Source organism: Bacillus sp. EB106-07-01-XG149 (assembly GCF_058791555.1).
Window position 1 is genome coordinate 982961 of record NZ_JBYTDP010000002.1, and the last position, 13837, is coordinate 996797.

19 protein-coding genes are annotated in these 13837 nt (G+C 41.0%); 3 read left to right on the forward strand and 16 right to left on the reverse strand.

What is annotated here, in order from left to right:
- Window positions 1-26: 26 nt before the first annotated feature.
- A complete protein-coding gene (locus AC3WTA_RS11230) occupies window positions 27-350 on the reverse strand; it encodes an ArsR/SmtB family transcription factor (RefSeq protein ID WP_000098837.1) in 324 nt (107 codons plus the stop codon).
- Window positions 351-782: an SRPBCC family protein gene (locus tag AC3WTA_RS11235; RefSeq protein ID WP_000437776.1), complete on the reverse strand. Its 432-nt coding sequence runs from the start codon at window positions 780-782 to the stop codon at window positions 351-353.
- Window positions 783-1206: 424 nt separating this feature from the next.
- Here AC3WTA_RS11235 and AC3WTA_RS11240 point away from each other — a divergent pair, with 424 nt between their 5' ends.
- The gene (locus AC3WTA_RS11240) at window positions 1207-1434 is read left to right on the forward strand and encodes a DUF3973 domain-containing protein (RefSeq protein ID WP_000498994.1); all 228 of its coding nucleotides are present in this window, start codon (window positions 1207-1209) and stop codon (window positions 1432-1434) included.
- 34 nt (window positions 1435-1468) lie between these two features.
- Here AC3WTA_RS11240 and AC3WTA_RS11245 read toward each other — a convergent pair whose 3' ends face one another.
- On the reverse strand, window positions 1469-1651 hold the full coding sequence (locus AC3WTA_RS11245; protein ID WP_000621751.1) for a sporulation protein Cse60: 183 nt from the start codon (window positions 1649-1651) through the stop codon (window positions 1469-1471).
- A 1-nt stretch (window position 1652) separates the two neighbouring features.
- Window positions 1653-1889, reverse strand: coding sequence for a DUF2553 family protein (locus AC3WTA_RS11250; protein WP_000533808.1), 237 nt, complete (start codon window positions 1887-1889; stop codon window positions 1653-1655).
- A 254-nt stretch (window positions 1890-2143) separates the two neighbouring features.
- Here AC3WTA_RS11250 and AC3WTA_RS11255 point away from each other — a divergent pair, with 254 nt between their 5' ends.
- Window positions 2144-2638, forward strand: a complete 495-nt coding sequence (locus tag AC3WTA_RS11255; protein WP_000451449.1) for a CarD family transcriptional regulator — start codon at window positions 2144-2146, stop codon at window positions 2636-2638.
- Between the two features lie 73 nt (window positions 2639-2711).
- Here the strand turns inward: AC3WTA_RS11255 and AC3WTA_RS11260 are convergent, their stop codons facing one another.
- From AC3WTA_RS11260 to moeA, 7 genes are all read right to left on the reverse strand, one after another.
- Window positions 2712-3497, reverse strand: coding sequence for a glucose 1-dehydrogenase (locus AC3WTA_RS11260; protein WP_492332880.1), 786 nt, complete (start codon window positions 3495-3497; stop codon window positions 2712-2714).
- Window positions 3498-3510: 13 nt separating this feature from the next.
- Window positions 3511-4368, reverse strand: a complete 858-nt coding sequence (glcU, locus tag AC3WTA_RS11265) for a glucose uptake protein GlcU (protein WP_000353539.1) — start codon at window positions 4366-4368, stop codon at window positions 3511-3513.
- 36 nt (window positions 4369-4404) lie between these two features.
- Window positions 4405-4824 carry a DUF3888 domain-containing protein gene (locus AC3WTA_RS11270; RefSeq protein WP_000717673.1) on the reverse strand — a complete coding sequence of 140 codons (420 nt, stop codon included), beginning with the start codon at window positions 4822-4824 and terminating at the stop codon, window positions 4405-4407.
- 93 nt (window positions 4825-4917) lie between these two features.
- Window positions 4918-5151: a molybdopterin converting factor subunit 1 gene (moaD, locus tag AC3WTA_RS11275; RefSeq protein ID WP_000621775.1), complete on the reverse strand. Its 234-nt coding sequence runs from the start codon at window positions 5149-5151 to the stop codon at window positions 4918-4920.
- Window positions 5152-5153: 2 nt separating this feature from the next.
- The gene (moaE, locus tag AC3WTA_RS11280; protein ID WP_000185929.1) at window positions 5154-5618 is read right to left on the reverse strand and encodes a molybdopterin synthase catalytic subunit MoaE; all 465 of its coding nucleotides are present in this window, start codon (window positions 5616-5618) and stop codon (window positions 5154-5156) included.
- Window positions 5615-6130: a molybdopterin-guanine dinucleotide biosynthesis protein B gene (gene mobB, locus AC3WTA_RS11285; protein WP_000513641.1), complete on the reverse strand. Its 516-nt coding sequence runs from the start codon at window positions 6128-6130 to the stop codon at window positions 5615-5617. Before mobB ends, moaE begins: the two co-directional genes overlap by 4 nt.
- Window positions 6100-7389 (reverse strand): molybdopterin molybdotransferase MoeA, encoded by a 1290-nt coding sequence (gene moeA / locus AC3WTA_RS11290; protein ID WP_000229687.1) that lies wholly within the window; start codon window positions 7387-7389, stop codon window positions 6100-6102. The genes mobB and moeA overlap by 31 nt, the downstream gene beginning before the upstream one ends.
- 83 nt (window positions 7390-7472) lie before the next feature.
- Here moeA and moaC point away from each other — a divergent pair, with 83 nt between their 5' ends.
- Window positions 7473-7958 carry a cyclic pyranopterin monophosphate synthase MoaC gene (gene moaC / locus AC3WTA_RS11295; protein WP_000094144.1) on the forward strand — a complete coding sequence of 162 codons (486 nt, stop codon included), beginning with the start codon at window positions 7473-7475 and terminating at the stop codon, window positions 7956-7958.
- A 37-nt stretch (window positions 7959-7995) separates the two neighbouring features.
- On the opposite strand, the gene AC3WTA_RS11300 is transcribed toward moaC, so the two are convergent.
- The 5 genes from AC3WTA_RS11300 to AC3WTA_RS11320 all read right to left on the reverse strand — a co-directional run bounded on the left by AC3WTA_RS11300 (window position 7996) and on the right by AC3WTA_RS11320 (window position 13833).
- Window positions 7996-9009, reverse strand: a complete 1014-nt coding sequence (locus AC3WTA_RS11300; RefSeq protein WP_001158093.1) for a molybdopterin-synthase adenylyltransferase MoeB — start codon at window positions 9007-9009, stop codon at window positions 7996-7998.
- A gap of 12 nt (window positions 9010-9021) precedes the next feature.
- A complete protein-coding gene (gene moaA / locus AC3WTA_RS11305) occupies window positions 9022-10035 on the reverse strand; it encodes a GTP 3',8-cyclase MoaA (RefSeq protein ID WP_001157143.1) in 1014 nt (337 codons plus the stop codon).
- A gap of 327 nt (window positions 10036-10362) precedes the next feature.
- Window positions 10363-13146: a BclA-related collagen-like exosporium protein gene (locus AC3WTA_RS11310; protein WP_492332881.1), complete on the reverse strand. Its 2784-nt coding sequence runs from the start codon at window positions 13144-13146 to the stop codon at window positions 10363-10365.
- Between the two features lie 118 nt (window positions 13147-13264).
- Window positions 13265-13588 carry a hypothetical protein gene (locus AC3WTA_RS11315; protein WP_001110861.1) on the reverse strand — a complete coding sequence of 108 codons (324 nt, stop codon included), beginning with the start codon at window positions 13586-13588 and terminating at the stop codon, window positions 13265-13267.
- A 20-nt stretch (window positions 13589-13608) separates the two neighbouring features.
- The gene (locus AC3WTA_RS11320; RefSeq protein ID WP_000512461.1) at window positions 13609-13833 is read right to left on the reverse strand and encodes a spore germination protein; all 225 of its coding nucleotides are present in this window, start codon (window positions 13831-13833) and stop codon (window positions 13609-13611) included.
- Window positions 13834-13837: the final 4 nt, after the last annotated feature.

Below are 13837 nucleotides of genomic sequence, written 5' to 3' on the forward strand. Positions count from 1 at the left end.
GGATGACCATCTCGGTCATCCTCTTTTTACTCTTCATTCTCCACAATATGTTTCAGCATAGATAATTTATTATCCCAAAAACGTTCATAATATGAGAGCCACTGTTGTAATTCCTCTAATGGTTCTGGATGCAAACGATATATCTTCTCTCTTCCGCTTTTTCTTCCGCTTACTAAATTCGCTTCCGAAAGAATATGAAGGTGCTTTACAACCGCAGTACGACTCATGGGAAAATGATCCGTTATTTTGGAAATCGGTAACTCTTTATCACTTAATAACCGTATTACTTCTCGGCGGGTTGGATCAGCAATTGCTTGAAATACATCATATTTCGCTGCCGATGAGGACACTTAGCCTTCAACAACCTTTTTCAGTTTTTCATTTACAATCGCTACCCATCCCCCGCTCATTCTATCGCGAATAATAGAACTCTTCGCATTCGCTTTCGGAAGAATTTCATCAGGATGTTTCCAGCCGCCGTGAATTAACGTAAATTCTGTTTTATTATCTCCTAGGTCTTTCAGATTAAATGAAACGACCCAGCCATCTGTATCCCATGAGAAAGATAGATGGTTTGGTTCATCAATTTCTAACACTTTACATGGTGATGGTCCAAATGGTGATTGCACATGAAATTCATGTCCTACCTCTAATACAAAATCATTTGGCATAAACCATGACGCAATCCCTTCTGCAGTTGATACTACATTCCATACTTTTTGAATAGACGCGTTAAAAACGATTGTTTGTTTAATATCAGTTAATGTATTTTGTTGTTCCATTTTCATTCTCCTTTATTCGGCATTAAAATATAACACCTTTTGGTTACATTCAGATGATATAACACCTTTTGGTTTCATGTCAACGCTAATTCTTTTTTACTGTTGAGAAATTCTCAACATTTTTTCAACAGGACAAACACCCTCTGAGCATTTCCTCATAATATACTCACAAAGGCAACAAAAAATAAAAACTTCTCTCAATATGAAACTCCATCATTCATCTTGAAAGAAATGCCTTACGTGTATCTTGCGTATTTCGTCTCTCCTCCTTCCCTCAGGGACACTACGCGAGATATGAAAAATCAGAAGGAATATGTCCACCATTTGAGTAGGTAGTTATTTCTCTTCTCCTCAACATTTCCTTAGGAGCGAAATGACTACCCCCTCACTTTTTTCAAACAAAAATAAAAAGGGGATGAAAGCTATGTTCTATTGCATTAATTGCTCTGACATTCACCATGAAAAACATCCGAATGATAAAGTATTCAAAAACGGTTTTTATATCGATCCATTTTTAGGTGATCGTTATCACCTTGGTATGTGTACAGATGCCCAAAACCATGAAACAGGGGCGCCTCTTTTAGCGACAAAGAAATTAGGCACAACTCAATCTATTATGAACGTATTACCGACACATGTTGTCCCAACATAAAACATAAAAAAGAGCTGGCTCACCCAGCTCTTTTTTATGCTTTATAAACAATCATTGCTGAAAAACAATAAATTTGGTTTTCGTCATCGTTAATAGAAACACCGACTTGGTACTTAATATCTACAAAGTTACTATCATCAATCTTTTTCAAGAAAACATTTACAGCGTCTTCTAAGTCTTTTTCGTGACTTTCATCAAACACTTTCACACGAATCATGTTAACACCATCCTAGATCGCAGCCCTCCGCCGCTTGATTATTGCCACGGTGCGTATCTATGATGCGATAAAATTTTCCGTCTTCATATATATATCCGTCTTCTAACACATATTGTTTACCTTCAGTATAGACATAAAACTTACCTATCATAAATTTACTTGTATATAATTCCAAATAATCCGGTCTAAATTTAGCTACAACTTTATTTGTAATATCAATTCTTATTGTGCGCCCCACCTTCTCTCCCTCCTCTACAAAGAACGGATTTAGGTATATTGTATTAGCGATTTTACATTTTATGCTTAAAAATAAGTGGATATGCCTTCTTTCTTCGCCTGTACTATTTTTCAAAAAGATCATTAATAAATAAGAGCAAAAAAATATATAAAAAAAAGAGTTTTTACTTATTGACTATAATATCAACATTATGGTATTATATAAAATTTGACATTTTTACTCATATGTGCTATCATTAAAAGTGGTTACCACATATGGAGGTGGATGATTTGTTTCAAATTGGCGATAAAATCGTTTATCCAATGAACGGCGCAGGAGTCATCGAAGCCATTGAAGAGAAAGAAATATTAGGAACAACACGTCAATATTGTGTGATACGTATTATTAGTAAAGACATGCAAATAATGCTTCCTATGGATCAATTACAAAAATCAGGTATTCGTTATATCGTAGATAAAGGTACGTTAGATGGTATACTTCTTGAATTTCAAAACGGGGAATCAGACACATCACTTTCCTGGAAACAAAGATATACAATGAATATGGAAAAAATGAAAAACGGCAATCTGCAAGATAGCGCAGAAGTTGTTCGCGATTTACTTCGCCGTAATAAAGAGAGAGCATTAAATGCGAGCGAAAAACAAATGCTAGATAATGCACGCAAAATGATGATTAGCGAAGTTGCACTTGTACAAAATGTTTCTGAACATCAAGCAACAGAATTTCTTCAAGATACAATTAATCATTAAATTTAAAATAGCCGACCGCTATTTTTTTTTGCAGAAAAAAGGACAAAGAGATAAAACTCTTTGTCCTTTTTTATTATCCTCGCCCTGCTTGAAACGACGGGTATAAAGTCATTCCACCATCTGCAAATAACGTAATTCCAGTTACGTAACTCGCTTCTGAGGAAGCAAGCCAAGTTGCGACTGCTGCAATTTCTTCCGGTTTTCCAATGTAGCCCATCGGTATCATACTTTCTACGTCAGCACGTTTTTTAGGATCAGCAAACTTTCCGGCATTAATTGGCGTATTTATTGCACCTGGACCAATATTATTTACTCGAATACCTTTTGGTGCATATTCTAACGCTAACGTTTCTGTCATTAGTTTAATACCGCCCTTACTCGCCGCATAGTGCACAAATAGTGGCCACGGAATTTTCTCATGAACACTCGACATATTAATGACAGAACCTTTAATATCATGTTCTACAAAATATTTAATCGCTTCACGGCTTCCTAAAAAAGCTCCTGTTAAATTTGTATTGATTACTTTATTCCAATCCTCTAACGGCATTTCATGCGACGGGACCGCGTTTTCTATCCCTGCATTATTAATCATAACGTCAAGCGTACCAAACTCTTTCACAGCAGATTGAATGAGGTTCACGACATCAGATTCAACTGTCACATCCCCTTTTACAGCAATCGCTTCTCCACCTACTTTTTTAATTTCTTCTAATACATCATGCGCTTCTGACTCTCGTGAGCGATAGTTAATCACTACTTTTGCTTTTTCCTTAGCAAACCGTACTCCCATCGCTCTTCCAAGACCAGTTGCTGATCCTGTAATAACGACAACTTTTCCTGCTAAATCACTATACATTTCAATACCCCCTTTAACTTTTTGCAACACCTAACATTATTCCGGCTGCGATAATAAAAACGATACCGACGACAATACCCGTTAATTGGCGTTTCGTTTTTCTTTCACCCAATATAAGAATCCCGCCAAGCGTTGAAATAATAATTCCCATTTGTGATAGTGAAAAACTTGTTGCCACTCCAACACGCGGCTGCGAAATGAATAAAAACATATTACCAGCTGCCCAAATTAATCCTGGAATAATATTTCGTATTGCATATTTATTAAATGGATGATGTTTAAACGTAAGCAAAATGCCCCCTAACACCATACCAACTGCTTGTGGCAATAAAGCTGACCAACCATCTACGTTAAATAGTCTAATCACTACTACGTAAACTAAATAACCGACTGTTGAAATCAATAAAATGATAATGCCCCTTTTAAAGTTCCCTGCCTGCTCTGCACTCTTTTCTTCTTCACTTTGAAGTGATGTTAAAATAACACCGATAATAATACAAACGAGAGCCAAAACGCCAAGGACGACTGATATAGTCGTGGACCACTCATGAAATACGATGACTCCAAATAAAGTCGTCGCAACTAATTGCAATCCTGTTGAAATGGGCATCGTTCTCGAAACACCCATTAAATCAATACTTTTTAATTGATTTGCCTGACCAAGTGCCCAAAATAAACCTGACACAATTCCAACTCCGATAATAGTAGGAGTCAATACGGGCTTCATAAAAATATAAACAACAATTGAGAAAATAAGTGCACCAAACGTTGTACCGAGCGTTTGACTATACGGTCCTCCGCCCAGTTTCACGTTAAATAGCACAATACTTCCCCAAAATAGAGCCGGTAAAATCGCTAAAAGTATGTCCATCGCTCATTACCTTTCTTTACTAAATTTCATAGGTGATCACTCTGAATCATTAGAGTGATCTTTTATCTTTTCTTTTTCCCGTTCACAAACTTTTTCTGTAATAGCACCAGAAACATTCTTTTCTCGCTCCACCTTCTTTATTTTTACGTGATCTAAATGATCTTCCAAAATAAGTGTAACTTTATCATTCGGCGGATTATGTGCACCTTGGAACGTAAGAAATTGTAGCGTAATTTCAAATCTAGGAACGAACTCACCGTTCTTGCCGAGACGCTTTATATTTATAACGGAAGCACATTCATATTGATCTTCTGTCACTTGTCTAATAACTGAATAGTACCTATTTGATAATGCACTCTCTAACAGCTGCTCCCTCGATTCTTTCGCCAAAGAATCACTTGGGGAAGAGAAGAAGACCGAACATATCATTGTAATAACTACACATATTTTTTTCATAATACCCTCCTTGTTCTATAAATTAGTGTTCGCAAAACTGCCATAAAAAAACGACTTCCCCTGTGTAGGAAAGTCGTTTTAATAAATCCAATATTAACCACCGCTCACTGGTGGGATTAGTGCAACAACATCACCATCTCGGATCGTGTCATCTTCATTTGCGTATTCTTCATTAATCGCAACCATAGTTGATGCTGTCACTGGTACATTATATTCTTTAGCAACAACATCTTTTAACTCTGCAACCGTAATATTTTCTTTCTCTATTTGTAATTCACTTGTTCCTGCTTCTTCTTGCAAGTGCGCAAATAACAATACTCGAATCATACTTATAGCTCCTTCCCAGGCTCTCCCGCCGGATATGGTGTTTTTTCTAATTGATCACCAATCCATGAGTCTCCATCTTCCCAAAACTCCTTTTTCCAAATCGGAACAATTTGTTTTATGCGTTCCATAATGTATTCATTCGCCTCATAGGCTGCTTTACGGTGCGGCGTTGAAACAGCAACAACAACCGCGATATCAGAAATTTGCAGTGTACCGATGCGATGTGTAATCGCAACGTGTGTACCTGGCCACTTCTCTTTCACTTCTGAGCCAATTTTCTCTAGCATCTTTTCTGCCATCGTTTTATAAGCGACATATTCTAAGTATAATGTACGACGCCCTTTCGTAAACTCCCTAACCGTTCCAATAAATGTTGTAACAGCACCGCATTCGCGGCGAATAACCTTCTTCGCTACCTCTTCAATCGAGATTTCTGTATCAATTACTTCATAATACGTATTTGTCATTTCGTACTCCTTACCGTTTGTATAAACCAGTCTATATACAACTCTTCTTCTGTTATATGAAATACTTTATATTCTTCTCGTAAGTTTGCGGGAGCATCATGCCACGTAATAACGGCTACTATATTTTCTACTTTATGTAAAAGTTCAACGTCTTCCGCAGAACGAAGTAACACTACTTTCGGATAGCTCTCTTTTTTATAGCCCTCTATTAAAATTGTATCCACTTCAAAAAACTCATATAAGCGAATAATTTCTTGCAAGGACCATTCCTCTCTTAATGACGACAGTGAAAGTAATCCAGCGCCTTCTACACTACTGACAACAGCACCAGCCTTTCGGTGCCTTTCACTATCTTTTTGCGCTACTTCTGGAAAACCTCCGTGCCCGTGATGCTTAATTGTAGCAACTTTCATTTTTCGTTCAGCTAATGCGTACACAATTTTCTCAACGAGCGTTGTTTTTCCGCTATTTTGATACCCTACTATTTGTAAGATTGAAGGGGCTTTGCCCATGGCCACTCACATCCCTCGGCGTGCTCTAACAACAATACAGATACTTTCATCCCTGCTTCAAATCCTCTCGTTCCTCCAGGCAACACAATAAAAGCATTCGCTTCGGCAAGTGAAGAGACCGCACTCGATTTATCTAAGCCGACCGGCATCGTTTGTAATGCTCCGTCCACGATTGTCACCTTTGCTCTTACAAAGCGAGTAAACGGATTTGGCTTCGGAAAATCCGCTTGCAAAATAGCATCTGCTCTATATACGTGGGGTTCTTTCGCATACAAATATGTTTTTATAACCGGATGCACAAATAGCTCAAAACCTACGTAGCAAGCTGACGGATTTCCTGATAAACCGAAAAGTAACTTTCCATCAACTTCAGCTACTGTCGTTACACTTCCTGGTCTCATCGCTATTTTATTAAAGAGTACATTCGCCTGTAGTCTTTCATAAATAGCTGGCAAGTAGTCATAATCTCCTACCGACACACCGCCTGTCGTAATTAAAATATCAACCTCATCCATCGCCGATTGAACAGCTGCAAAACATGCATCTAACTCGTCGGCAAGTTGGCCATAATAACGAACTTTCCCTCCGGCTTTCATAATTTGAGCTGCAATCATATACGAGTTACTATTTCTAATTTTCCCCGGCTGTAACGACTCGTGTACTTCTAACAATTCACTTCCTGTCGTCACAATACCAACAACAGGCTGTTTTACAACTTTCACAGTACTATATCCAAACGTCGCTAATAAGGCGGCAACACCTGGATTGATTGCAACGCCTTTCTTAACGAGAACTTGATTTCGTTTTATATCTTCGCCTTTAAATGACACATTGTCACCACTATTAAAAGGACGCTTTACCTTCATATATGTTTTTCCGTTCTTCTCAAAACCTTCCGTCAGCTCTAGCATTACGACTGCATTACACCCCTCTGGAATAGCTGCTCCCGTCATAATACGAACCGCTTTAAAAGGCCCTACTTCATCTAAAAAAACAAATCCCGCCCCGATTTCCCCTATTACTTCAAATTCAACTGAATTCTCTTGATTCGCTTCTTTCGTATCTTCTGCTCGAATTGCGAAACCATCGTAAGGAGAACGATCAAAATGAGGAACGTCATGATCAGAGACAACATCCTCCCCAAGAATTCTCCCGTAACTTTCCGTAATAGAAACCTCTTCTACTTCACCATTCTTCGCATATTCCATTACTCTCTCTACTGCCTCAGCAACTTGAATTGGAATTCGTTTTTCTACCATCGTTTCTCACCTCATATTTGCAATTTTTTTTATCTCGATTAAACTTTATATATTAAATAGAAATTACTTCAAGGAGGAATTCCATGTCTTCATTCACACACTTTAATGACCAAGGACGCGCGAAGATGGTTGATATAAGTGACAAAAAAGCAACCGTTCGAACAGCAATTGCGTGCTCTAGCATTGTCGTTACAAAAGAAATTTACGATAAAATCTCTCACAATGAAATTGGGAAAGGTGACGTACTAGCAGTTGCACAAATCGCAGGTATTATGGCTGCGAAACGCACTTCTGATATTATCCCAATGTGCCATCCTTTATTATTAAAAGGTGTTGACGTTTCTTTCGATTGGAAACAATCCGAAGAACAATATCGATTACTTATTGAAGTAAAAGTTAAAACAGAAGGTAGCACCGGTGTTGAAATGGAAGCTTTAACAGCTGCTTCCGCTACAGCTCTTACTGTGTACGATATGTGCAAAGCTGTTGATAAAGGTATGATTATTGGCGAAACGTACTTATTTGAAAAAACAGGTGGAAAAAGTGGAGATTATACGAGAAAGTCTTAATCTTCTCTCCGTTGAACCTAAAGGGCTTCCTTTAGGTTCAACCTATATATCTTGCATATAAACGTTTTGCTACATTTATATCATTCGTCCCATGAATAAAGGCCCTGCCATCTGTAAATAAAACAAAACGAAATTCCTCTATCGGAAATGATAATAAATACGGAGTAGCTTTTACATCCACACTTCTTTGTAAGCGCTTTTTAATTTCTTCTAAATTAAATTCATTCCGCACACCTGGACGGATTTGTACTGTATTTCGGCCACATAACACTTCTGTTTTCGTTTGTGCTTCAAATGTTAAACTCGGATATGTACGTAATCTTCCACAAGATAAACATGTGTCTTTTTTCTGCCTATTCACTTTAAATGCCATCTGTTGATTGTTCCAAAGATCAAACGATAACATCGTTTCGCGAAGCGCCCCATAGTCTTCTACTAATATTTTCAGCGCTTCCGTTATTTGATGTGCAACTACTAATTGCACGGCCGGCTGTATAATACCCGCCGTATCACATGTTGCCCCGCTCGCTGGATGTTCCATTAAACAGCGGAAACACGGTGTTTTTCCTGGTAAAATTGTATACGTTACTCCGTAGCTTCCGACACAACCACCATATATCCACGGAATATTATACTTTTGTGAAACATCATTAATAAGAAGACGCGTTTCAAAATTATCTGTCGCATCTAATATTAAATCTACATCATTCACTAGCTCTTCCATTTCTTGCACTGTTACATCAGTCACAACCTGATTTATTTTCACCTCAGAATTAATCGCTTGTAAATGCTCTGCCGCTGCTACCGCCTTTGGTTTGTATTGCTTTGCATCTTCTTCTGTATATAATTGTTGTCTTTGTAAATTACTCCATTCTACATAATCACGATCCGCAATTGTTATTTTGCCAACACCTGCTCTAACAATTGCTTCTGCATTCGCTGCACCGAGAGCACCAGCGCCGATAATAAGCACATGCTTCTCTCTAATTTTTCTCTGTCCTTCTTCTCCAACACCAGAAAATAATATTTGTCTTGAATATCGCTCCTGCATACGATAGCCCCCTTATCCTCCTATATAAGACATTTCAATTTTCGGACGATTCTTTGCACTTTCTTCTGTCCGTTCATCCGAATACCTGTCTTTTCTATTCATCCATACATTTTGTATAACGCTTACTAACTCATCATCTGAAAGATTTCCTCTAAGAAGTTCCCTTACATCCAATCCTTCTGTCGCAAATAAGCAAGTATAAAACTTTCCATCTGCCGAAATTCTTGCTCTCGTACAAGAGGAACAAAATGACTCTGAAACGGAAGTAATAAAACCGACTTCGACATTTGTTCCAACGTAACGATATCGCTTCGCAACTTCACCGAAATAATGCGCTTCAGCTGGCTCAAGTGGATACACGCTATGAATCATCTCAATTAACTCTCGCTTTGTAACGACTTGATCAAAGTTCCATCCATTTGTACTACCAACATCCATAAACTCAATAAACCTAAGTGTGATTCCTTGCTCTTTAAAATAAGTAGCCATCGGAAGTACTTGATGGTCATTCATCCCTTTTTTCACAACCATATTTACCTTTACATCAAGCCCGGCCTCTTTTGCAGCCATAATTCCCTTTATAACAGGTTTCGTATTGATATTCCGGCCATTAATGTCCTTAAATACATCGTCATCTATTGCATCCAAACTAACATTTACTCTATGTAATCCAGCTTCTTTTAATGCTTTTGCTTGTTTCGTTAAATGAATTGCATTCGTCGTTAACCCTATATCTACTAACCCTTCAATTTTCACGAGACGTGCAATAAGTTTTGTTAAATCTTTACGCAGCAGTGGCTCGCCACCAGTAAGTCTAATTTTTCGTACACCGATGCTAACAAATAGTTTTGCCAAACGTTCAATTTCATCAAACGTCAGTAAAAACTCATCTTTCAAAAAAGCATAATCTGGCCCAAAAACTTCCGCTGGCATACAATATGTACATCTAAAATTGCAACGATCTATGACAGATATACGCAAATCTTGAAGTGGGCGTCCAAAAAAATCTGTAACCATCTCCTGCATCGCCACCCTCCCTTTCTGCCAAATTTCTCTCTTTTCATTCTATTATAATATATTTTCGAACTGCGATGTTTTTGCTCAAGTGAATAAAGTGAAACTTTCCTAACCAATTAGACTACCTACAAATAACGAGATAAAGTGAAACTTTAATCAGTGGGGGTTTTGTTCATCCCCACTGATTATTAGCCTTCACCAATCGGGCTTTTACCGGCAGTTGATCCCCCACCTAACTTCTTTACTTCCGCTGAATTTTGAGGTGGTGGGCTTACTGCCCGGCAAATAGCGGGATAAAAAACCTTGAAGCATAAAAGCCCCAAGGTTTTCTTCTTATTAACTTAATCTAATAATAGTTAAAGTAGCTCCTGGTGTTGTCGTAGATAATGTAGCTATTGCAAGTAATCCAAATAACTGCAGACTAATAGCAGCTCCAGCAGGCAAATTAGCAATGATTGTCGCATTAAACGAACCTGTAGCTACTGCTGGTGAATTAACGGTTCCTGCAAGTTGAACCCCATTTACAGTTATACGTGAACTTACGAGTAAAGCTGCCGTTATATTAATTGTATAAGCTATATAATAATTCCCTGCATTCGCAACTGTGAATACAGTATTCGTACCATTAACAGTGATTCCTGGTCCAATATTTTGATTGTTCGGTAACGGTACATTCGTACCACCTAATAAAACGGAAATAGCGGTTCCTGATGTATTATTCGCAAATGCATACGTTGCAGTTGTACTAACTCCGGTCACACCCGTTGCCCCAGTGGCCCCGGTTGCTCCAGCTCCAGTTGGGCCTGTTGGACCTTGGATTCCTTGGGGGCCTTGAATTCCTTGGGGGCCTGTCGCTCCGGTTGCTCCTGTGGATCCCGTCAGGCCTTGTGAACCTTGAATTCCTTGGGGACCTTGTGCTCCGGTTGCCCCAGTGGCCCCTGTTGGGCCTTGTGGACCTTGCAATCCTTGCACACCTTGTGGACCGGTTGGACCTATGTCGCCTTGAACACCTTGAATTCCTGTTGGGCCTTGCGGACCGGTCGGACCCTGCACTCCCTGTATCCCTTGAATTCCCTGTGGACCTTGTGCTCCGGTTGCTCCTGTCACACCTTGGATTCCTTGGGGGCCTTGATCTCCTTGAATTCCTTGTGGACCGGTTGGACCTTGGATTCCTTGCAATCCTTGAATTCCTTGGGGACCTTGATCTCCGGTTGCTCCCGTTACTCCTTGTATCCCTTGGGGACCTTGAACACCTTGCGGACCGGTTGGACCTATTTCTCCTTGTACACCTTGAATTCCTTGGGGTCCCTGTAAGCCCGTCACACCAGTTGCTCCTGTTTCTCCTGTCGCTCCTGTCACTCCAGTTGAGCCTGTCGCCCCGGTATCTCCAGTTGCTCCAGTCACACCGGTTGCTCCTGTCGGTCCAGGTGGTCCACCGGATGGACCTGTCACTCCAGTCGGACCTGATGGCCCCGTTGGACCACTCGGTCCTGCTGGTCCTCCAGAAGGACCAGTTACACCTGTTGGACCAGTTACTCCAGTTGGGCCTGTAGTTCCTTCCCCTGTAGCACCAGTTACGCCCGTATCTCCTGTTGCTCCCGTCGGACCTTGAATTCCCTGTATTCCTTGTGGACCTTGCACTCCTTGAACACCCGTTGCCCCTTGAATTCCTTGTACTCCTTGAACTCCTTGTGGTCCCATCGGACCTGTTGGGCCAATCGCTCCTTGAGCACCTTGAACACCTTGCGGGCCCTCTGGACCTGTTGCACCTATATTCCCTTGTACACCTTGAATTCCAGTTGCTCCTTGCGCTCCTGTTGCTCCTGTTACACCTTGAATCCCTTGTATTCCCTGTATTCCTTGTGGGCCTTCTGGACCTGTCGCTCCTACTGGCCCTTGAATTCCTTGGATTCCTTGTGGGCCCTCTGGACCTGTTGCTCCAACTGGTCCTGGCACCCCTTGTATTCCTTGCGGACCCTGAAGTCCTTCTGGCCCTTCCGGACCTGTTGGTCCTATCTCACCCATAGGACCTTGTATCCCTTGAACTCCTTGTGGTCCCGTTGCTCCTGATGGACCCGGTACTCCTTGAATTCCTTGTGGACCTTGATCTCCGGTTGCTCCTGTTACACCTTGAGGCCCTATAGCCCCCTGTATACCTTGCGGACCTTGATCACCAGTTGCTCCTGTTATCCCTTGAATTCCCTGAACACCTTGGATTCCTTGTTCACCAGTTACTCCCGTCGGACCCGGAATACCTTGAATACCTTGCGGACCTTCTGGACCTGTTGGTCCAATTGGCCCTTGAACCCCTTGTATTCCTTGCAATCCCTGTGCTCCTGTTTCTCCTGTACTTCCGGTCGGTCCTGTATTTCCCGTTACTCCAGTTACACCTGTACTTCCTGTTACCCCTGTATTTCCCGTTGCTCCCGTCGCACCTGTACTTCCACTCGGTCCACCTCCTGGACCTGTCGCACCAGTTGCCCCCGTCGGACCTGGTGGACCTCCAGATGGACCCGTTATCCCTGTTGGACCTGTTATTCCAGTTGGGCCTGTAACCCCTTGACCAGTTGCTCCTGTTGTCCCCGCACTTCCACTCGGTCCTTGTGGGCCTTGTATCCCTTGAGGTCCTTGTATACCTTGTGAACCAGTTGCTCCTGGTACCCCTTGAACTCCTTGCATTCCTTGAGGTCCCTCAGGTCCAGTAGCCCCAATCGGACCTTGTAACCCTTGTATCCCCTGTATACCTTGTGCCCCAGTCGCTCCGGTTGGACCAATCGGACCTTGTAACCCTTGCACTCCTTCTGGTCCTGTCGCTCCTGTAGCGCCCTGTGGTCCCCTCAATCCTTGCGGCCCCTGCTGTCCTTCTGGTCCCGTTGCACCTATTGGTCCAACTGGTCCTTGTATCCCTTGCACACCTTGAGGTCCTGTGGGAACCATCTCTCCCATTGGACCTTGTAATCCTCTTGGTCCTTGTGGGCCTGTTGGACCTTGGGGACCTGTTGGGCCAGTAATCCCAATGCCAGTAAATCCCGTTGGAACGGGTGGAAAGGTAGGCCCAATAAGATTTGGTGAAATTCTGAAATTAGAGTTTAATGAATGTTTTTTATCGCGCTCTCTCACACTTTCACCACCTGCACACCATCTTTTTTATATTAAACAAACCTCTTCTTAATATGTATTTACAAAAACAAACTCAAAGACTATTTTTATTTGAAATAATAAAAACTCCCTTAAATCCTTAAGGGAGTCCAGCAGTTGAATCCAAATTATCTGTATTTGGGACGGCTTGTGCTATACCCGATACATTTGTACCTTGCCCCATATTTGTTCCTGTTACAGTACCAGCAGGAGTTCCTCGTGTATATGTTGTCGTCACAGAATCACCTGGCTGTAAGCAAAGCTTCGTCTCCGTCCCTATTACTGTAACAACATCAATCCAAGTACATCCCATTGAGCCACTATACGATTTCGTAGCAGTAAAGGACGTATCACTCAAATTATCACCAGTAAATATATTCCCAGTGTTATTCACAATAACAAATTCTTTTATATGAGCAGGCATAATTACACTCTACCTTTCCTCTATGAACCTAATGTACGTGTACTCGTTGCTAATGGCGGGAGAAATACTGATGTTCGAATCACCGCTTCTGGCTGCCTTTTCCCATTTAAAAAAATAGCCGCACTCGATCCTCCAGCACCTGCATATATTTTTGCTACAGCTAAAGGTGAGATATCATAACAGTCACCAACATTAACAGCCCCTGTATTATTAATAATTTTTACTTTCCGCAAGTTAATCCCCATTTAC